19 protein-coding genes and 2 pseudogenes are annotated in these 21,949 nt (G+C 33.3%); 12 read left to right on the top strand and 9 right to left on the bottom strand.

Going from position 1 to position 21,949, the window contains the following annotated elements; translation table 11 throughout:
- Window positions 1-47: 47 nt before the first annotated feature.
- The 3 genes and pseudogenes from ACM6UH_RS03330 to ACM6UH_RS03320 all read left to right on the top strand — a co-directional run bounded on the left by ACM6UH_RS03330 (window position 48) and on the right by ACM6UH_RS03320 (window position 3,825).
- Window positions 48-2,069, top strand: a complete 2,022-nt coding sequence (locus ACM6UH_RS03330) for a cation:proton antiporter (RefSeq protein ID WP_011302433.1) — start codon at window positions 48-50, stop codon at window positions 2,067-2,069.
- 313 nt (window positions 2,070-2,382) lie between these two features.
- Window positions 2,383-3,197 (top strand): annotated as a pseudogene (gene yidC, locus ACM6UH_RS03325) (membrane protein insertase YidC).
- A 127-nt stretch (window positions 3,198-3,324) separates the two neighbouring features.
- Complete coding sequence (locus ACM6UH_RS03320) at window positions 3,325-3,825, top strand: GNAT family N-acetyltransferase (protein ID WP_011302430.1); 501 nt, start codon at window positions 3,325-3,327, stop codon at window positions 3,823-3,825.
- Window positions 3,826-3,926: 101 nt separating this feature from the next.
- On the opposite strand, the gene pcp is transcribed toward ACM6UH_RS03320, so the two are convergent.
- The 6 genes and pseudogenes from pcp to ACM6UH_RS03290 form a co-directional block, all read right to left on the bottom strand.
- The gene (pcp, locus tag ACM6UH_RS03315; protein ID WP_002482427.1) at window positions 3,927-4,568 is read right to left on the bottom strand and encodes a pyroglutamyl-peptidase I; all 642 of its coding nucleotides are present in this window, start codon (window positions 4,566-4,568) and stop codon (window positions 3,927-3,929) included.
- 30 nt (window positions 4,569-4,598) lie between these two features.
- Window positions 4,599-5,525: a DUF979 domain-containing protein gene (locus tag ACM6UH_RS03310; protein WP_011302429.1), complete on the bottom strand. Its 927-nt coding sequence runs from the start codon at window positions 5,523-5,525 to the stop codon at window positions 4,599-4,601.
- A pseudogene (locus ACM6UH_RS03305) lies at window positions 5,518-6,222 on the bottom strand (DUF969 domain-containing protein). Before ACM6UH_RS03305 ends, ACM6UH_RS03310 begins: the two are co-directional and overlap by 8 nt.
- Before the next feature lie 166 nt (window positions 6,223-6,388).
- Entirely contained in the window at window positions 6,389-6,829 is a 441-nt protein-coding gene (locus tag ACM6UH_RS03300; RefSeq protein ID WP_011302426.1) for a DUF805 domain-containing protein, read from the bottom strand.
- A gap of 102 nt (window positions 6,830-6,931) precedes the next feature.
- A complete protein-coding gene (locus ACM6UH_RS03295) occupies window positions 6,932-8,530 on the bottom strand; it encodes a M20/M25/M40 family metallo-hydrolase (RefSeq protein WP_011302425.1) in 1,599 nt (532 codons plus the stop codon).
- Between the two features lie 251 nt (window positions 8,531-8,781).
- On the bottom strand, window positions 8,782-10,173 hold the full coding sequence (locus ACM6UH_RS03290) for an MFS transporter (RefSeq protein ID WP_011302424.1): 1,392 nt from the start codon (window positions 10,171-10,173) through the stop codon (window positions 8,782-8,784).
- Window positions 10,174-10,596: 423 nt separating this feature from the next.
- On the opposite strand from ACM6UH_RS03290, the gene ACM6UH_RS03285 reads away from it, so the two are divergent.
- The 9 genes from ACM6UH_RS03285 (at window position 10,597) to ACM6UH_RS03245 (ending at window position 18,952) form a co-directional block, all read left to right on the top strand.
- Window positions 10,597-12,372: a sensor histidine kinase gene (locus ACM6UH_RS03285; RefSeq protein WP_011302423.1), complete on the top strand. Its 1,776-nt coding sequence runs from the start codon at window positions 10,597-10,599 to the stop codon at window positions 12,370-12,372.
- A complete protein-coding gene (locus tag ACM6UH_RS03280) occupies window positions 12,350-13,114 on the top strand; it encodes a response regulator transcription factor LytR (protein WP_011302422.1) in 765 nt (254 codons plus the stop codon). The genes ACM6UH_RS03285 and ACM6UH_RS03280 overlap by 23 nt, the downstream gene beginning before the upstream one ends.
- Before the next feature lie 120 nt (window positions 13,115-13,234).
- The gene (gene lrgA, locus ACM6UH_RS03275; RefSeq protein WP_011302421.1) at window positions 13,235-13,681 is read left to right on the top strand and encodes an antiholin-like murein hydrolase modulator LrgA; all 447 of its coding nucleotides are present in this window, start codon (window positions 13,235-13,237) and stop codon (window positions 13,679-13,681) included.
- Window positions 13,674-14,375, top strand: a complete 702-nt coding sequence (gene lrgB, locus ACM6UH_RS03270; protein ID WP_002482419.1) for an antiholin-like protein LrgB — start codon at window positions 13,674-13,676, stop codon at window positions 14,373-14,375. The genes lrgA and lrgB overlap by 8 nt, the downstream gene beginning before the upstream one ends.
- A 235-nt stretch (window positions 14,376-14,610) precedes the next feature.
- Entirely contained in the window at window positions 14,611-15,123 is a 513-nt protein-coding gene (locus tag ACM6UH_RS03265) for a DUF4242 domain-containing protein (RefSeq protein ID WP_069803685.1), read from the top strand.
- A 294-nt stretch (window positions 15,124-15,417) separates the two neighbouring features.
- Window positions 15,418-16,158, top strand: a complete 741-nt coding sequence (locus tag ACM6UH_RS03260) for an ABC transporter ATP-binding protein (protein ID WP_002482417.1) — start codon at window positions 15,418-15,420, stop codon at window positions 16,156-16,158.
- Between the two features lie 12 nt (window positions 16,159-16,170).
- Complete coding sequence (locus ACM6UH_RS03255; protein ID WP_069804922.1) at window positions 16,171-17,121, top strand: ABC transporter substrate-binding protein; 951 nt, start codon at window positions 16,171-16,173, stop codon at window positions 17,119-17,121.
- 6 nt (window positions 17,122-17,127) lie between these two features.
- Window positions 17,128-17,889, top strand: coding sequence for an ABC transporter permease (locus ACM6UH_RS03250; RefSeq protein WP_002482415.1), 762 nt, complete (start codon window positions 17,128-17,130; stop codon window positions 17,887-17,889).
- Between the two features lie 13 nt (window positions 17,890-17,902).
- Window positions 17,903-18,952 carry an acyl-CoA/acyl-ACP dehydrogenase gene (locus ACM6UH_RS03245; protein ID WP_011302419.1) on the top strand — a complete coding sequence of 350 codons (1,050 nt, stop codon included), beginning with the start codon at window positions 17,903-17,905 and terminating at the stop codon, window positions 18,950-18,952.
- Between the two features lie 580 nt (window positions 18,953-19,532).
- On the opposite strand, the gene ACM6UH_RS03240 is transcribed toward ACM6UH_RS03245, so the two are convergent.
- From ACM6UH_RS03240 to ACM6UH_RS03230, 3 genes are read right to left on the bottom strand one after another with little or no spacing between them, the layout of a single operon-like run.
- Entirely contained in the window at window positions 19,533-20,297 is a 765-nt protein-coding gene (locus ACM6UH_RS03240; RefSeq protein ID WP_011302418.1) for an alpha/beta hydrolase, read from the bottom strand.
- 18 nt (window positions 20,298-20,315) lie between these two features.
- The gene (locus tag ACM6UH_RS03235; RefSeq protein ID WP_011302417.1) at window positions 20,316-21,005 is read right to left on the bottom strand and encodes an ABC transporter permease; all 690 of its coding nucleotides are present in this window, start codon (window positions 21,003-21,005) and stop codon (window positions 20,316-20,318) included.
- Between the two features lie 2 nt (window positions 21,006-21,007).
- On the bottom strand, window positions 21,008-21,949 hold the full coding sequence (locus tag ACM6UH_RS03230) for an osmoprotectant ABC transporter substrate-binding protein (RefSeq protein WP_047504523.1): 942 nt from the start codon (window positions 21,947-21,949) through the stop codon (window positions 21,008-21,010).

Genomic DNA, 21,949 nt, shown 5'->3' with positions numbered 1-21,949 from the left:
TATATAATGATAAGATATAATAATCAAAAAAATAACTAGGAGTCTTTATGCTATTACTAGAAGCTTTTCTAATCTTTATTATTGCTGTGATAATCAGTTCAATTATTCACAATAAATTCCCTAAAGTGCCAATGGCATTTGTTCAAATTGCGTTAGGTGTCTGTCTTTATGTCCTTCCTATCCCCTTGCATTTTGAATTTGATTCAGAAGTATTTATGATGGCTGTCATCGCACCATTACTATTTGTTGAAGGCACACATGTATCAAGAACTAAGCTGTTAGAATATCGTAAACCTATCATTTTGATGGCTATGGCGCTTGTATTTACTACCGTTATTGGCGTCGGCTACTTTATTGCTTGGATTTGGCCGGAACTTCCTATGCCAGCAGCATTTGCAATTGCTGCAATCCTCTGTCCAACGGATGCCGTTGCAGTTCAAGCAATCACTAAAGGTAAAATCCTACCAAAAGGGGCACTATCTATACTTGAAGGTGAGTCTCTGTTAAATGATGCTGCTGGTATTATTTCGTTCAAAATAGCAGTGACTGCTTTAGTAACAGGCGCATTCTCTGCATTTGATGCAATTGAACAATTTATTATTTCTACAATATTAGGGGTTGTAATAGGGATTGTTATCGGCATGTTAATTGTACGTTTGCGTATTTATTTATCAATGAATAAAGGGCTTAAAGATGGTAATACAATGATTTTCATTCAATTACTGACTCCCTTTGCAGTCTATTTTGTCGCTGAAATGTTACACGCGTCCGGTATTATCGCAGTAGTCATCGCTGGTTTAATTCATGGATTTGAAAGAGATCGTTTGATACGTGCTCAAACAGAGTTACAAATGAACTACAATCAAATTTGGAGTACCTTAAGTTATGTACTTAATGGCTTTGTTTTCGTAGTGTTAGGTTTCATCGTGCCAAAGGTCGTTTCTGAAATTATTAATAAAGAACCAGAAAATATTAAATTTTTAATTACCACAACGTTACTTATCGCTCTAGCCATTTATGTATTTCGTTTTATTTGGGTGTTCATCTTATTCAAACAATTTTACTATCCGAATAACATTCAATCCTATTTAAATGACAATCAAGAAACACCGCCAAAACGGGTGCATTACGCATTTATCATGACAATGTGTGGTATTCACGGTACGATTTCGCTATCTATGGCACTAACCTTGCCCACTTTACTAGCACAGCAACAAACGTTTACTTATAAAAATGACTTACTATTTATTGCTTCTTTGATGGTAATTATTAGTTTAGTCATGGCACAAATCGTTCTCCCATTAATTACACCGTCTGAACAACGCAAAGCATCAACTTCTATGAGTTATGTTGCTGCCAAAGTCCTTATTGTTCAAAATGTAATTAAACACTTTAAAGTTAAATCTAAAGAAGATGAGTCTATAAACTATAATACTGTTATATCAGAGTATTTTGATGAATTATTCTTTTTACTGCAAATGTCACCAGAAGATAATAATGCTAAAGAAATGAAGCGTCTTGAAGATATTGCCAATGAAGAAGAATCTGAGACGTTGGAACGCTTAGTTTCTCAAAACAAAGTAGACCGTCAAACTATTTTAAATTATCGTTCTGCATTAGAAACTTCTAGACAATACAAGGAATCATCTGCACTTCATAAATTCAAAGTAGTATTACAGATGCTCATTTTGAGAATTAGAGCTAAAAAACATGCAGACACATCACAGATAAAACAATTTAAATCTAATTTCCAAGAAGTAAAGAAAATCATGCGTATTGTAAATCACAACGTTGCATTACGCTTAAAGTCTGAACAAACAAGTGACAACGTATTAGAAGTAAATATTGTTTTAAACCAGTATTACAATAGATTACACAGAATTAGAAAAAATCAAAATAAAAACAATCAAACACCCGCTTCTATTACAGAAGCGCATAAACTTGAAGGTTTGTACATGCAAAGAGCATTCTTAGATAAACTTGTACAAAATAATAAATTGGATGCACATATCGCTTCACAAGTTCGTGAAAATATAAATTATAATGAGATTGTTTGGGCATCAAAATAAAGCAATGTAATAGAAATCAATTTTTTTAAACGCTTGCTTAATTAGACGCTCGTAGATAGATAGTGTCACAACATTAAAATCATCTCTATATGCTGATTGCGTTCTAGTGTAGGTTGTTAAGTCCTCGATATCAACTTCACACTTAAGGTACTACTTTAATTTAGTCATAAGGCTATACTAAAGTGGTGCCTTATTTTTATACTTATGGATAAATATAATGCTTCCGATTTTTACTACTTTAAAAATACTTAAAAATCTCATTCAATTGTGTTAAAGTTATATTTATATCAACACTAATTTGGAGGGATGAATGATGCGTATAAAGTGGCTATTCTTATTATCGATTCCCCTTTTCCTAACTGCATGCAATAAGTCACAACAAACTCATAATCATGATCAAGGCATTTTCAATATGATATTCGTACAACCCATCGATAAGTTATTACATGCCTTAGGCCATTTGTATGGAGAAAATTATGGTTTAGCAATCATTACCATTGTTTTACTAATACGTGTGCTCTTACTCCCCTTTATGGTATTGCAAGTTAAAATATGCACATGATGCGTGAAAAAACTGAAGTGGTACAGCCTCAAATTGATACATTGAAAGAAAATGTAAAGCTTGCTAAAACTCAAGAAGAAAAACTAGAAGCAAATAAACTTTTGATGGATACATATAAACAATATGATATTAACCCTTTAAAAAATATGATTGGTTGTTTACCTATATTAATTCAGTTGCCTATCTTATATGGTTTAATTATCACTTTAAAATTCCCGAGTGATGGAGGCATTGACAGCCATCCACATTTTCTTTGGTTTAATTTAACTGAGCCAAATCTATGGATTTCTTTAATTGCAGCAGTGGTTTATTTTTTCCAAACTTTAGTAAATGCCATTCACTACCCAAAAGATCAGCGAAAAACGCACTATGTTTTAATGATACTATCTCCCATATTTATCACTTATATTTCGTTACAATCTGCTTCCGCTTTAGGACTTTATTGGACAGTAGGTGGTTTATTCTTAATCATACAAATGCATTTTGCACATGCATATTATGGCAAAATTGTACGCAATGAAGCTTCATTACTTCAAGATGAATTAAAAGAAGAAACGAAATCATAAAATCGTTTATACTTTAATACAATGTATCTCCCATTTCTAATTACATACAATTTTGAATTGAAAAATTTCTTTTTCAAAAATAATGATGCTATAATAATATCAATTTAGTATGTAAGGGAGGCATTCTATGGAATTTACAATCAGAGCTTTAACTGAAGAAGATCGACATAGCAAAGCAAATGTCCATTACGAAAGTTGGTTGAGCACTTATAACCATATATCTGTAAATGACTATCTAGAAAATCTTGATAAAGCACAATTTATTAAGAAGTCCTCCTTGCATAACTTACCTACGTTAGTAGCAATTGTTAAAAATGAAATCGTAGGTTTTATCACTTATGGTAAAACAGAATCCATTTCAGAATCAGATGACTGGAGCGAAATTTATGCATTATATCTATTAGAAGCTTATCAGCGTCATATGATTGGTTACGCTTTAACGCAACGTGCATTAGAATTATCCTATCCTGATAATGTGACGCTATGGGTAGTTGAAGAAAACACAAATGCCATTCATTTCTATGAACAAATAGGCTTTAAAGCAACTGAGCATAAAAAGCCAACATACTTTGGTAAAACCTATAATGAAGTCCGCATGGATTATACACGTACAGAACATGATCATTAAAAAAGCGGCGCAAAATCATTGCTTGATCTACTTTTCCAATAAACAAATAATGAGACCGGGGCATCTATACATGTCTCGGTCTCATTATTTGTTTATTTTATTTAGTGTGTTTCACCTAAAGCGACTTTTATATCTTCTCCTGATTCAACAATTGCTTCTAAAGCAGCATATAAACCAATTCGAATCGTTTCTAATGACATAGACGGTTTTTCTGGTTTATCAGTAACTTGTTCAGGAACAAATGGTACATGAATAAAGCCAAATTTTATTTTTGGAAACGCTGTTGCTTGTAAATAACCTAGCTGATATAAAATATGATTACAAACAAAAGTGCCAGCAGTATTAGATAACCTTGATGGAATACCCTGTGCTTTAATCGCTTCTGTTATTCGTTTGACTGGCAAATTAGAAAAATATGCTGCATTTCCATCAACTTGTATCACTTCATCAATCGGTTGATTACCTTCATTATCGGCAATGCGTGCATCATCCACATTAATCCCAACACGCTCAGGTGTTAATTCATATCTCCCACCAGCTTGTCCTATAGCCAAAACGATATCATATTCATAACGCTTCATTTGAGATAGAATGACATCTTTACTTTTGTGAAAAACAGTAGGTATTTCTAACTTATCTATCTTATGTGCGCCAATTTCATCAGGTAATAATTTCACAGCTTCTAATGCTGGGTTAACGCGTTCTCCACCAAATGGATCGAAACCAGTTATTAAAATTCTCATATAAATGTTCCCTTCTTAACCTTATTTTTTCTAAAACGCCCATACATACATTAAAGCGATATGTACTATAATCATTATTATTGCAATGGGTGCTTGCGCTTTAATCACACCAAACTCTTCTTTCATTTCTAGCAAAGCTACGGGTAACGTATTAAAATTAGCTGCCATTGGCGTTAATAATGTGCCACAAAATCCTCCTGTCATTGCTAATGCGCCTGCAATAACTGGATCACCACCTTGTGCAATAACAAATGGTATACCAATACTTGCAGTTATCACAGTAAATGCTGCAAATGCGTTCCCCATAAGCATGGTAAATAACACCATGCCTAAGACATAGGCTGTTGCACCAATTAAATGATTACCTTCTGGTAGTATTGTCGAAATGCCTTTAGATATCACATCTCCCACACCACTAACCGTAAACAGCACACCTAAAGCTGCAAGAAATTGTGGTAGTATGCCCACCGTGCCAATTTGTTGTGTTAATCGATCGCTATCATAGAAAATATATTTCACTTTAGGTTTAATCACCATATATGCTGCAATTAGTCCCAATATAGAGGAAATGCCCAAACCAATTGCGCCACCCAATGGCGTCCAGTTTGAGACAGCAATAGCAGCAATCGCTAATATAAGTGCTGGTATAAATAATTTATTACCATATTTTTGTGCACCCATATCTCCTTCTTTTTCTGTAACATGAACAATATTTTTAATGGTAACTTGTTTAAATAAAGTCAATCCGCCCATCATTAATATGAATATGCCATTAAAGACATTAGGTATATAAGGTCCAGCGATAAATGTAATTGCTAATAAAATCCAAAATAATGCCGTACCATACTTTTTATGATGCTTAGAAGATTTAAGTATTCGAAACGCAGTATAAAGTAATTGGAGACCTATTAATATGTAAAAAATTTCTAAAATATGATTTAAAATACTTTCACTCATCCTTATTCACCCGCTTTGTACCATATTTCTTATATAAATATTTATCAAACCGTATATTATTTATCCATACAATTAAAAATACGATAATGGATATCGGTACAGACGCTAATACAAGTTGAACTGCGTCCACTTTAATACCTAAGGATTGAAAAGTACCAACCATCAATAATATACCAGCTGCACCAACAAATAAATTTTGACCAAAGAAATTACCATAGTTTTCCATTGCCGATGTCTGAGCTTTTATTTTCTCAATATCTTTGGCATCAATTTCTTTTTCATTTAAATTATAACGCGTCCTTAGTGCGCCCTATACCATCGGATTTATCAATGGACGTACGAACTGTGGATGACCACCTATACGAATTGATGCTACTCCAGCAAGTTCCCTAATAATTAAATAAATCGTCAGTAATCGACCACTCGTCACTTGCTTAACCTTGCCAATCATATTAGAGGCTTGTTTCTTCAATCCAAATCTTTCAATAAGTCCGACCATCGGCAACGTCAATATAAATAATGTAACTAAACGATTATCTACAAACGCTTTTCCTAATGTATCTAATATGGCATATAAATCTAAACCTGAAACAAGTCCTGTCACGACAGCTGCAATTAAAATAACTGCAATGGTATCTATTTTAAGTAAAAACCCTAAAATGATAATTATAATACCTATTAATTTTAGCCATTCCATAAAATCCCTCCTTCAGTTATATTATAGTTTTCTTCTGTCTAAAAACAATGAATTTTCAGATTTTTTAAATGAAAAAACGTGCTTTTCACAAATTTTTATTAATAAAAAAACATGGAGATAGGAATCACATTTCATCATAATGATTTCCATCTCCATGCTTTATATTTTATAACCATTTTAATTGTGCATCTTCTACATTTTTCGAAGGTAGTAGTGTTTCTATCACTAATATAATAGTACAAATTATTGAAACAATGTTTAAGAAGACTGCTATACTGTCAACTTGGATAATATCAAAGACAATATTAACTACCACAGATAGAATAATTAATATGATCGCTGTTGTCCGTTTTCGACCAGCATCATAAAATCTTCGCAAGGTCACTGCAGCCATCGGGACAATGTTAGCTAATCCAAACAACCCTATTAAAGCTGACAATACTGCTGCTACAATGAATATACCGACAATAAAACTAAACGCACCAATCAACGCAATGATAAAAATACTGATAATATGTACCAATACTGGCGTCCAAAATTCTAAACGATTCGATTTACCTTTAAAATCTATATATCTTTTCCAATAATCTTTATACGCCTCTATCATAGCATTACCTCTCTAATTTAATTATATGGTTCCTCATTTGTATATAATCTTAATATATCGTAATACCCACATCACACTCAACCCATAGATGATAATCGGAAATTAAATATATGATTTTATGAGTTTCTCTAACACAAATGGTAATTCTTCAAAAGCACTTTTTTTATGCAATCGTTCACTCACTTTATGCGCATCTTTGCCAATAGGACCACAAAGTAATGTCGGCGCACTAATTTCTTTAATCGCCTCAAATGGAATCGTATACGTTGCATTAAAATTCGGTGTGTTCTTTTCGTAAGTTATCATTTGAGACATATCTCCAGCAAAATTTAAATAACTACTATCACTGATACCGTTAAAATAATGTATACGTTTACTCTGACATTGAAATTTTTCTTCAAATGTCTCTTTAACTAATGCGATGGTTTCCTCAATTTTTTGATCGTATGAAACATTTACAGCAGGATAATATGGTGTCGCAAAAAATGTCACAACTGCAGGTGCGATATTGCGACAAATTTGCATTAAGCGGTCTGTCACACGAATGCTCTGCATATGAAGCCCCGGCGTTTCTTTGATAACCTGTTGTATTTCTTTATCGATGCGTGATTCGCCATAATGTTTAATCGCATATTGTTTTAACTGATCAAAGGTGAGGACGTTGATTTTTGTTTCAAATTCAATGTCTTCGTTCTCTAATATTTTTAACCAATCACTTTCACAACGCTCTGTCGCACGAATGACCGTATCTATAAATTGTCTATATAAATCCGCTGGCTTTTGCTTAAATAGAAACATGTTATATAACCCCATTGTCCTAAATGGCGTTTGAACATCATACGTTTGTTTAATGTCTTTCGTCATAAGCGAAACAGGCAATGGTGTCGTTTCATTTTCAAATTCTTCTTTAAATAAATGGTTATACTCAATTGCTTGATTCATATAACTCATCATAAAATTAGAACTCAGACCATCTAATGGGTTACCTACATGTGTTTCTTTTCCGTAGCACAATACCCCAGGCATAATTTTACCTATAGAGCCAGAATAGATATAATGTTGTTCATCTGCACTTGCTTGTTGAAACGTTGGCTCACTATTCAAATGTAGTTGAATGTCTAATTGAAATGTTTGTTTTATTGAAGCTATCGTTTCCACTGCTTTTCTCATACCTGATGAATTTACTTCTTCATCTGGCACAGTTACTAATATCAAATTGATATCCCATACTTCTATACTTGCTAATTCGATTAATGATAAATGCAACATTAACCCAGCCTTCATATCCATCACGCCCCGACCAAAGAGGTAGGTGTCATTTTTTAAATCTTCAATAGCATCTGTACTTAAATAACTGCTGTATTGTGTGAAATCATATTTTAGTTTATCTGGGTCAAACGCATCTTCACGAAATGAGCCATAATCATCTACATCTACTGTATCGAAATGACTAATTAACACAATCGTTTTAGTTGTCGTGGGCGCCTTATAAAAGGCTACAACGGCCTCTTTATTATCTTCTGTAGTCTCAAGTAAAATTTGTGACTGATTTTTTTCAAAATAAGGAATCTGTAATAATAATTGCTTTATAAAACTCGGAAATGTTAATTCACCTTCCGTATTCGTCACAGTTTGATGATTTACTAAACGTTTTAATAAAATCAATCTGTCTTCATATGTTTGCCATAATAATTTAGTCAATTGATCACCCCCATATGTAAGCGCTTACTAGATTATAAACCGTTTTGAATTTCATAATCAATGCATTTAGTATTAAAATTTTTCAATACACTTATTTAACTATTAATTCTTAAATTTTCTTGATAATAAAAATAGAGCGGAACAGCAATCAAATCTTCTAGAAATGATTTCTCTGTCCCGCTCTAATAACAATGACGTTCTATGAAAGATAAGCTTCCAGGATCAATTCATATCACAGTTTGCATTCTATTTTAATTATTAAATTGATGTTTAGGCACGAGTAATAGAACAGCTAAAAATGCAATAATAGCTAATGCTGCATTAAATAACAAACCATACATGGCACCTACATGTATATTCGCAGTGGTTGTCATAACCGTAAATATTGTTCCTGACAACGCAACACCAAACGAATTACCTAAAGAGGACGCCATTTTATAGACACCAGAAGCGACACCTACTTTGTCATCAGGCGCTGTCGTAACAGCAGTGTCTGTAGATGGCGTTGCATACATACCTAATCCGATACCATAAATTAAGTAACCAAGTATACACATAACGATATACATCGGTGTAGGTAGGAATGTGAGTGAAATTAAAATAATACCAACAGCATTTAACCCTGCACCGATTAACATTGGACGTTTAGGTCCAATGTGTTGAAGTATTTTTTCTCCGACTCTAATCATTACAAGTACAGCCACAAGATAAGTAATCGTCATTGCGCCAGATTGGAATGATGTAAAATGAAGGCCTGATTGAAAATAAGTATTCGCTACAATTAAAGTACCGGCAACGGCATTTAATAAAAAGTTCGATACTGTTGCACCCGTGTAACCTTTATTTTTAAATATCCTAAAATCAATCAGCGGATTGTGTATTCTTGTTTCATAAAATAAGAATCCAATAACTGCAACAATAAAAATGAACATCAATGACAAAATGAGTGGTGAAAATAAACCATAATTTGAAGCTTGTGTAATAATCAAATTGACACTCAACATTGCAATAATTAAAATAATAAGTCCAATCGTATCAAATTTGGCGCGTTTCGTTTCTTTTGTTTGAACCGCCTTTGTTTCTGGCGCATGCTTCATTAAATACATCGCTGCGAGTGCCACAATAATAGAGATAATAAAAATTGATCTCCAACCTACAAAGGTAGACACCATGCCACCGAATAATGAACAAATACCTGTACCGCCCCATGAACCAATAGACCAATAGCTCAGGGCGCGTTGACGTCGGCTTCCTATGTAATACTCGTTAATGATTGCTAACGTTGATGGCATAATACACGCAGCAGATAAGCCTTGTATGGCTCTACCAACTACTAACAATGGTATAAATCCAGGAATAATAATCAGTAATGAACCGACAATACTTAAAATCAATCCTATATATGTCATTTTAACTCTACCATATCGGTCAGCTAGCCCACCAGCACCGACAACAAACAGCCCACACAATAATGCTGTGATACTTACTGCCACGTTAATTGTGCCATAATTTGTATCAAACGATGACTGAAGATCTGGTACGATATTTACAAGAGATTGTGCAAATAACCAGAATGTAATAACTCCTAAAAATATACCTACAAGAAGCCTATTATCTCCTTCAAATGATTGTGATGACTCCATATTCTTTTTTCCTCCTATATCCCCCAAAAAGCATTGCATCACTTCAAAAAAGATATACACGTTTTTAAACTCAAATTAAACATATTCTAAAAAAGTCTATATCTATTTCAAAATGAATCTTTTAAAATGAAATTAAGCTTTATTTATTTGTGAAAACATCAGACAATTATTTATTATATAATTTCTTTCGTTTTCACAAAATATTTAAAAACCCAATATTAACAAAATAACACTTAGCTATAGATATTGCTAAAAAACAGCGTTAAATGTATATTTGTAAACTCAAAGAGTAATATTCTCTTTAAAATTCATCGAATTATACTAAAATTTTATCGCTTAAAATGATAATTACTTTTCTGCAATAACATATAGCTAAAAAATTTCTGTATACTATATTAAGACAAACTATGATAAGGGTGCATTATGTTAAATTTATTTATACTACTTCTTGAACGTGTGGGCTTAATCATACTTATTGCCTATATACTAATGAACATCAACCATTTTAAAACAATGATGAATGAGCGCGAGAAACGACGTTCACAATGGCAATTAATTATTATTTTTGGTTGCTTCTCTATGATTTCAAACTTCACTGGTATACAAATCCGAGGCGATGAAATAATTAATGGAACTGTTTATAACCATCTAGACCCTGATGCTTCTTTAGCAAATACACGTGTTTTGACTATTGGCGTATCAGGACTTATCGGTGGTCCATTTGTAGCATTAGCAGTTGCCGTCATTTCAGGTATGTATCGTGTTTACATTGGTGGTGCTGATGCATATATTTACTTGATTTCATCTATTTTCATCGCTTTAATTTCTGGCTATTTTGGCTATAAAGCGATGCGTGCTAACCGTTATCCTACGATAGTCAAAGGTGCGTGCATTGGTGGTACAACAGAAATAATTCAAATGCTTTGTATTCTTTTATTTTCTGATAATACTGAACATGCGTGGACATTAGTAAAACTCATCGCTATCCCTATGATTTCGATTAATTCCATCGGTACAGCAATATTTTTATCTATTATTTTATCTACTATTAAACAAGAGGAAGAAACGCGTGCGATACAAACACATGATGTGTTACAGCTTGCTAACCAGACATTGCCTTATTTCCGCTCTGGTTTGAATGAGCAATCAGCGAAAAAAGCAGCAGAGATTATACTTAATTTAATGCGCGTATCTGCGGTAGCAATTACCAACCGTAAAGATATTTTGACTCATGTTGGCGTAGCGAGCGACCATCATGTTGCCCAAAAAGCAATTATTACTAATTTATCTAAACGAGCCATTCAATCTGGCACTTTAAAAGAAGCATATTCTAGTGAAGAAATCGGTTGTAACCACCCAGGATGCCCTTTAGAAGCAGCAATCGTAGTACCTCTACGCGTCAAGAATGATGTTGTCGGGACATTAAAATTATATTTTACAAATAAATATGATGTTAACTATTCAGATAAACAATTAGCAACTGGACTTGCTGAAATATTTTCCAGTCAACTTGAATTAGGTCAAGCTGAAACACAAAGTGCCTTAATACGTGATGCTGAAATTAAATCACTTCAAGCACAAGTTAATCCACATTTTTTCTTTAATGCAATTAATACCATTTCTGCATTAATACGTATTGATAGTGAAAAAGCACGTGAATTACTTTTACAACTCAGTCAATTTTTCAGATCTAATTTACAAGGTGCGCGTAATAACACGATTTCTTTAGAAAAAGAATTACAACAAGTAGAATCCTATTTATCTCTAGAACAAGCTAGATATCCGGACCGCTTCAATGTGTCGTTTGACATAGATCGTACTTGTTACGGCGCACTTGTACCGCCTTTTGCTATACAGATACTTGTTGAGAATGCCATTAAGCATGCTTTTAAAAATAGGAAATACAATAACGAAATTATCGTAAAAGCACACAAAGCTCAAACAGGTTTAGTCATTTCCGTATCCGATAATGGTCATGGTATCCCTTATGAAAAACTTGATAAAATTGGTAAAACCAGTGTCCATTCAGAATCTGGTACAGGCAGCGCGTTAGAAAATTTAAATCGCAGATTAGATGGATTGTTTGGTTATGAAGCAAGTCTTCAAATTCATTCCGATCACCAAGGCACACAAGTGAGTTGTACGATTCCGTACCATAATTTAGAGGAGGAAAAAATTGAGAGCAATCATTGTAGATGACGAACCCTTAGCACGTAATGAACTTCACTATTTGCTAAATCAAATAAACCATTTTGAAAAAATTGATAAAGCAGAAAATGTTTCTGAGACATTAGAACTATTACTTTATGATGATTATGATGTTATTTTTCTTGATATTAATTTAATGGACGAAAGTGGTCTTGATCTTGCCAACAAAATAAAGAAAATGAAACATGCGCCTTTTATCATCTTTGCCACAGCGCATGATACTTTTGCTGTAAAGGCTTTTGAATTGGATGCCATCGATTATATCCTTAAACCTTTTGAGCAACAACGTATTGCACAAGCAGTTCACAAAGTAGAACAAGCTTTGGGGCAAACTACCGAACATCATAGTGATAGTTATACAACAGCTTCTATGGATACTCAAAACAACGAAAAAACAAAAACAAGTAAAGTGCTCCCTATTGAGGTAAATGAACGCATTCATATTATTAACTTAGATGATATTATTGCAGTTTCGGTCAACAATGGTATTACTACAATCAATACAACACTCGACGATTTCGAAACTTCAGAGCCTTTGAGTCATTATGAAAAGAAAATTGAAACGCAAAATTTCATGCGTATCCATCGTGCAACATTAATTAATAAATCCCATATTCAAACCATTGAACATTGGTTCAATTATACGTATCAACTTACCATGACAAATCAATTAAGGTTTCAGGTTAGCCGCTCCTATATGAAAACTTTCAAACAAATGATGGGGCTTAATTGATAGTCACATTTCAATTTATGCATTTCAGCTCTAACGTGTCGTAAGTCACATCAAAAACGCTCCATCGTAATCGCTTTCATTTTATAATTAACTCAAGATCATTTTGGGAGGCAATTTTAAATGGGAGTAGAAAAAGAACAACGCAAAACGCACAATAAAATCTCTAAAACATATAATTTTTTCCATCAAGCGCTTGTTATAGCGATTATTATGTTTATTTCAAACATCATCGAAAGTTTCATGCCGGTGCCAATGCCAGCTTCAGTAATAGGACTTGTCCTATTATTTATTGCTTTATGTACTGGTATTGTAAAACTTGGCCAAGTAGAAACTGTTGGAACCACATTAACGAATAACATTGGTTTCTTATTCGTACCAGCAGGTGTTTCAGTCATTAATTCATTAGGCATATTAAGCACAAGTCCAATCCTAATTATATTATTAATTATCATTTCAACATTGCTCTTGTTGTTATGTACAGGATTTTTATCTCAGTTGCTTATTACAAAATCCTTTATTCCGAAAAATTCAAAACAAAAAAATTGGCGGAGGATAAATTATGATTGAACATTTAGCGATTAATACACCTTATTTTGGTATTCTACTATCACTTATACCTTTTATCATCGCAACTTTTTTATTTAAAAAGACAAATGGCTTTTTCTTGTTCACACCATTGTTTGTCAGCATGGTCGTCGGCATTGCCTTTTTAAAATTAACTGGTATTGATTACGCAAATTATAAAATCGGTGGCGATATCATTAATTTCTTCTTAGAACCAGCAACAATATGTTTCGCTATACCTTTATATAAACGTCGCGATGTCTTGAAAAAATATTGGAAACAAATCCTAGGCGGCATCACATTAGGTACAACTGCTGCACTTGTTTGTATCTATCTTATCGCCGAAGCATTCCAATTTTCTAATGGCATCATAGCATCTATGTTACCTCAAGGTGCGACAACTGCCATTGCATTACCCGTATCTGCAGATATCGGCGGCATCAAAGAGTTGACATCACTAGCAGTTATTTTAAATGGTGTGATTATATATGCTTTAGGATCTAAATTAATTAAGTTATTTAATATAACAAATCCTATTGCACGTGGTTTAGCACTTGGTACAAGTGGCCATTCGTTAGGTGTTTCTTCTGCACAAGAATTTGGTGAAACTGAAGCATCTATGGCGTCTATTTCTCTAGTTATTGTTGGTGTGATTGTTGTAATCGTAGCTCCAATATTAGCAACATTACTATTATAATTTAATAACCCGCACACGTATAAAGTTAAATGACGTGTGCGGGTTTATTTTTTAAAAACTTAAATCTATACACGTATATTTTCTTACCTTACTGCACCCATTACAATTTAACCGCTAACTATATACTATTTTTATAATTTATCAGAAAATTTAAATTACTTATTTTCATATCCTTGTAATCTGATAAGATTTATTGTATTATACACCTACTATTAATATTTGGAGGTTAAGATTTATGACATTATTTTTACTAGAAGCAAACGATTTGGCTTTTGCCTCAAATAAAAAAGAATTAGAAGATAAAGCTGCTCAATTAACAACTGGTGATGTACCTACTTTAATTGAAGTTCAAGCTACTGAAGACTTAACACATGGTTACTTTATTGTAGAAGCAAATAATGATACTGAAGCAAAACAATTTCTAGAAGATGCTTCAATTAATATAAATTTAGTTAAAGAAGTGCGTCTAGTTGGTAAAGAACTGGATGAAGTTAAAAAAGGCGATCCTAAAATTGACTACCTTGTAACTTGGAATATCCCAGAAGGTATTACAATGGATCAATATTTAGCACGTAAGAAGAAAAATTCAGTTCACTACGAAAAAGTACCGGAAGTACAATTCCAACGTACGTATGTTTGTGAAGACATGACAAAATGTATTTGTATGTACGATGCGCCAGATGAAGACGCTGTACGCCGTGCTCGTAAAGCTGTAGATACACCAATCGATGACATCGAAAAAATATAAAGAACTACTTTCTCAATAGAATTGAGATTAGTAGTTCTTAGGGAGAGGGACAGAAATCATTTGTTTTAATAAAGATTTCGTAGTCCCACCCCGGCAAGGATGACTAGGGTTGAATAAGCTTAATATAAGCGCAATTCAATCCAGTCATCTACTGCCTTTTTACAAAGTGATTAATCACTAGATTTTCTAAAAAGTAAATTCATAAACAACCACTTCACGGGCTATGTACTTGCATAGCCCTTTAGTGTAAACGCAATTCTTATTAAAACGATAAGAATAATTGAGGTGTCTACCGTGATTCATATTAATCGAGTTCATCATCAATTTGGAGAGAATACTGTCATTAACGATTTCGAACTAAATATAGATAAAGGAGAAATCATTACTTTTATTGGGAAAAGTGGATGTGGCAAATCAACTTTATTAAATATTATTGGAGGTTTCTTAACACCCTCATCTGGTTCTGTTAATATCAATGGTCAAATTAAACAAACGCCATCTCCAGATTGTTTGATGATATTCCAACATCATAATCTTTTTCCATGGAAAAATATCTATGACAATATACGCATTGGTTTAAATAAGCGTATGAGTAATGAAGAAATTAACCATCATTTAAAAAGTGTCGATTTAAATAATAAAGGCTCAGCATTCCCTGAATCATTATCTGGTGGGATGAAACAACGTGTTGCACTTTGTAGAGCACAAGTACATCAACCGAAAGTTATTTTAATGGATGAACCACTTGGTGCTTTAGATGCATTTACCCGTTATAAACTACAAGATCAATTGATTCAATTAAAGCATCAAACTGACGCTACTATTATTCTTGTCACACATGATATAGATGAAGCATTATATCTTTCTGACAATATTATTTTACTTGGAGAGGGTTGTGAAATTATCGATCAATATAAGATTAAGCAATCACATCCTCGTAATCGCAATGATAGCCATTTATTAAATATCCGTAATACTATCATGGAAAAGTTTGCCTTAAATCATTATATGGCAGAACCGGAATATTATTTATAAGGAGGCAGCATATTGAAAAAATTATTAATCCTTTCTCTAATATTCCTAGTATTACTTTCTGCTTGTACACAAAGTAATAGTCAAAAACAATCCGATAAAAAAGAAACTATAAAAATTGGTTATTTACCTATTACACATTCAGCAAACTTGATGATGACCCAACAAATACAGCAACAAACCAAAAACACGAATTACAACTTAGAACTAGTAAGATTTAATAATTGGCCTGACCTGATGGACGCTTTAAATAGTGGCAAAATCGATGGTGCATCTACCTTAATCGAACTTGCGATGAAATCTAAAGAGAAAGGTTCAAATATTAAAGCAGTTGCTCTAGGCCATCACGAAGGTAATGTCATTATGGGACAAAATAACGAAACAATTTCAGACTTCCATAATCACGAAGATTATAGCTTTGCGATACCACATCGGTATTCGACACATTACCTACTATTAGAAGAAATGCGAAAACAACTTCATTTAGACTCTGATACCTTTAGTTATCATGAAATGGCACCTGCAGAAATGCCCGCAGCTTTAAGTGAAAATCGTATTTCAGGATACTCAGTAGCTGAACCTTTTGGTGCCTTAGGAGAAAAACTAGGCAAAGGACATACGCTAAAACATGGTAGCGATGTGATACCTGATGCATATTGCTGTGCACTTGTGCTCAGAGAGGATTTAATCAATCAACACCATCATACAGCACAAGCTTTTATGACTGATTATAAAAAAGCTGGTTATAAAATGAACAATAAAAAGCAAAGCGTAGAAGTCATGAGTAAACATTTTAAACAAGATAAAAAAGTTTTAAAACAATCAGCAGATTGGACTTCTTATGGAGATTTAACAATTGAAAAAGAAGGCTATAATAAAATCACTCATTTAGTCAAAGAACATAAATTATTTAACACACCTGACTATAAAGATTTTGTTGATCCAACATTATACAAGGAGGGCTAGTACGCATTGACACATGCATTAACTAAAAAATTCACTTTACCTATTATTAGTTTCATCATTTTCTTATTTATATGGCAATGCGTGATTTGGATAGGAAATTATCAACCTATCCTCTTACCTGGTCCTTTACTTGTTGCTAAGAGCATTTGGCAGTTCATCATTTCCGGGGAAATATTTTCTCATTTGTTTATTAGTTTATTTCGTTTCATAGTCGGATTTGTTCTTGCCATTTTAATCGGTGTTCCTATCGGATTTTTATTAGGTCGTGTAAATGCACTATTCCATGCCATCGAACCACTTTTACAATTAATTAGACCTATATCACCTATCGCTTGGTCACCTTTCGTTGTACTTTGGTTTGGTATCGGTAGCTTACCAGCTATGGCAATTATTTTTATCGCTGCTTTCTTTCCGATTGTTTTTAACACAATTAAAGGCATTAGACATATTGAACCTCAATATTTAAAAATCGCTTCAAATCTTAACTTAACAGGTTGGCAATTATATAAAAATATCTTATTCCCTGGTGCCTTCAAACATATTATGGGTGGTATTCATATGGCTGTAGGTACGAGTTGGATATTTTTAGTTTCTGGTGAAATGATTGGTGCCCAGTCTGGATTAGGCTTTTTGATAGTAGATGCAAGAAATATGTTGAACTTAGAAGATGTATTAGCCGCAATATTTTTTATTGGTTTGTTCGGCTTCATTATAGATAGATTTATTAGTTATTTAGAAAAATTAATTCTAAAACGATTCGGAGAATAAAGGAGACGTTATTATGAGTTTACAAACACTTATCGAAAATGAATTAGATCCATATTTAATTGAAATAGATGAAGGTACACACTATCCTAAACAATTTATTCAAACTTTATTTAAAGAAGGTTATTTTAAAGAAAATGATTTGAAAAATAATTTAGAAATTATTGAAGAAGTATCCAAATCTTGTCTAACTACAGGATTTTGCTTATGGTGCCAACTCGCATTCTCAACATACTTAGAAAATGCTGACCAAGCGCATTTAAATCATGATTTACAACAATCATTATTAAATGGTGATATATTAGGCGCAACTGGTTTATCAAATCCTATGAAATCATTTAATGATTTAGAGTCTTTCAATTTATCTCACCATTATCAAGAGGGAAAATTTTACGTAAACGGTAGACTTCCAGCAGTAAGCAATATCGGTTCTGATCACTACTTTGGGGCCATTTCAAAGTCTGAAACTGATGATGAATTAGTAATGTTTATTGTACATGCCAATCAAGATGGTATTATACTTGATGAGAAGTCGAATTTCTTAGGTGTCAATGGTTCAGCAACATTTGCGATAACGATGGATGATGTACTGATTCCTGACACGCAAATCATCACGCATGACGCAAAATCATTTGCCTCAGATATTCGACCAAAATTTGTAACACTACAAGTTCCTATTGCCCTAGGTTCCGTTCGTGCTTCACTTGATTTAATTCATAAATTCTCTGACGCACAAAATGGCATCAATAAATATTTAGAATACGACATTTCAGATTTTGAATCACGCTATAAACAGATCAAGCAAGACTTTTATAACCTTGTTGCAAAAAATGATTTGGATAATCAATTTGGCGAACTTATTCGACTTAAAAAAGAAGCTGGATATTTACTATTAGAAGTTAATCAGGCGTCTATGGTCAATGGTGGTTCAAGAGCATACTCTCCTAAAGCACCACAAGCACGTAAGTTGAAAGAAGGATTTTTCTTTGCAGCATTGACACCTACCTTAAGACATTTAGGTAAATTAGAAGAAGAATTTAAATCATTTAATTATACTGTAAATTAGTTTAAACTTTTCTAATATACGTAAAAAAGAGTCTGGACATAATAGTTGTCTCAGACTCTTTTTCGTTTAGGCAGTAGATGACTGAATTGAAAAATTTGATTTCTGTCCTACTCCCTCAAGACATAGACAAACATTGCGCAATAAATGTGCAGGGTTTGTCTATTTTAATTTTTTTCTTATTTTTGATTCCTAATTGTCTTTGTATAAGTAATATTTTAGTAAAATAACAGGTACTTTAGATGGACTGCTATTAATATGACAATATTTGTCTTCGATAAGTTCATAAATAAAATCTAAATATAATGCTAAATAGACTATAATTAACAAATGATTTTTTGGAACTAATATGTAGATAGGAATCAATCCCTATTAATGTGTTTAATTTATATATTATAATTTAGGCAGTGATTTATGCCGACTCCTGCGGGAATAGCACTAGCCGAAGACTACAGGCTAAGGCAGTGCCCGCGGAAAGCGTGCATAAAAAAACTGCCAACAAAGTCGGAGACTTTGTAGACAGTCTGAAGCATCCCCCTATGAGGATGCTTTTTTGTGACTCATATCATTCCAATTTGATTTTCTATATTCCTTCTATGAACCACTTGATTGCACGTTGTATCGCTTTATCCCAATATGCGTAATCATGTTCACCAGGTCCATCTTCAAATATGTTTGGTATTTGGCGTTTATTTAAATATTGTACAAACTGCTGATTGTCTCGGTATAAATCATCTTCTGTACCACACATGATAAGCAATTCGGGAATTTCTTTTTGTTTCTTAATCGCTTCATCCACTAAATAATACGGATCTAAGTTTGTATTTGCTACTTGTGCATTTGGACCAGCAATTGCAAATCCAGAATAATCATACCAATCATAATCAATCAAACCTTGTGCGTTAAATGCAGCAGATAAAGGACAAGCTTTCGCAAAACGATGACCTTCTAACAGCGCATATTTGATTGTGCCATAGCCACCCATCGAATGTCCCGCAATAAAATTGTCCTCTTTGCTAGTCGAGAGTGGTAATATTTGATGCGCATAATCCAATACTTCAAGTATATAATCATAATATTTATGACCATACACCATATTACTATAACCACTATGATCTGCATTCGGCATGATTACTGCTAATTGATGCTCATTTGCATACCGTTCAATACTCGTATAACGCATATACGACGTTTCGTCACTTGAAAGTCCGTGTAAAAGCAATAACGTTTTCAACGCTTTCGGTTGTGCATTTGAATCAAAATAAGTAGCGTCTTCAGGTAAAATCACTATAAAAGGATGATGCATACCAATCGTCGTCGAATTATAGTTTATTGATAATATTGCCAAAGTCAGTCACAACCTTTATTAATTAATACTTTGTGTTTCGTGTTTTTTCTTCTTATGCGTTTTATTAGATGGATCTAAACGTTTTTCCAAAAATCTTAAGAAGATATCAATTAAAATTGCAATTAAAGCAATTGGAATTGCACCAGCTAAAATAAATGTTGTTCCGTCTGTTGCATTCGTACCTCGAATAACAATGTCACCTAAAGTTGGCGCACCTATGAATGAGCCGACTGCAACAACCCCGATGGCTACAACAAGCGCAATTCTCAGTCCACCAAGAATGACTGATAAAGATAATGGTAATTCAATCATACGCAAGACTTGATTGCGCGTCATTCCCATACCTTTACCGGCATCTTTAATATTTTCATCGACACCAACAATACCAGTAAATGTATTTTTTATAATTGGTAATAGTGCGTATAAGAATACCGTTACCACTACAGTTGTAGGACCTAGTCCCATCACTAACATTAATATTGCTAACATCGCAATAACAGGTACAGTTTGAATGATGTTTGCAATGGTAATAATTGTCCAAGACAATTTTTTATATCTTGCAATGACGATACCAATAGGAATACCTACAATAGCTGCAAATAGAACACCATAAACAGACATAAGTAAATGCTTAATAAATAAATCCCATAGGTAGCCAAAGTTTACTGAATAATATTCAATTAATTGTTGAAATAAATTACCTTCCATTACTAATGACCACCTTTCTTATCATTTTCAAAATAGTTATGTGCTTTTAAGAATTTTTCAGCGACGACTGCAGGCTCTTGACCTTCACCATCAGCTTGATAATTAAGTTTCTGCATTTCACTCGTTGAAATTTTATTGTGTAATTTTTCTATTGTTGGTTTTAATTCTGGATGCTGTTTTAATAAATTATTTGTCGCCACTGAACTTGCGTCATAAGGTGGGAAGAAATGTTTGTCATCTTTCAATACTTTTAAATCATATGCGGCAATTCGACCATCCGTTGAATACCCGACTGCTACATCTAAATTATTCGAATTCAATGCATCATATACTAATCCGATTTGCATTGGTCGTACTGTATTAAAATCAAAGCCATATGCTTTCGTAAATCCTGGATAACCATCGCCTTCACGGTTTAACCATGAACTATCGACACCTAGTTTCAATTTATCGCTATGCGCTTTTAAATCAGACACAGTTTCTAAATTATATTTTTCAGCAGTTGCTTTAGTTACCATAAATGCATAAGTGTTTGCAAATCCATATGAATCAAAAAATGTTTGATCAAATTTCTTTTGGAAACCATCTTGTGTCGCTTTCATAGCTTTTTTTGGATCTTTAATAGGATCTTCATTTAATGCACCTGTTAAATCCGTACCATTATAACGGGCACCTGATAAGTTTGCATCACCATTTACGAGTGCGTTATGTTGAATGGTACTCGATCCTAAGTTGTTAATTAATGATGGTTTGATTTTTCCTTCTGTATCATGTTCTATTAATAGTCTCAACATATGAGACATAATTTGTGACTCGCTCGTTGCAAGTGCTGTGATTTTGACCTCGTTGTCTGAGCTATTTCCACCTAAACCGGGTAAACTACATCCAGATAACACCGTCAGACACAGTACAAGCACGATACAATACTGTTTTATCTTTTTCAT

It is taken from the genome of Staphylococcus sp. LKG4-2, assembly GCF_050955665.1.
Taxonomy (GTDB): domain Bacteria; phylum Bacillota; class Bacilli; order Staphylococcales; family Staphylococcaceae; genus Staphylococcus; species Staphylococcus saprophyticus.
The sequence above is the reverse complement of the archived record's forward strand: the minus strand, read 5'-3'. Positions and strand labels throughout refer to the sequence as shown.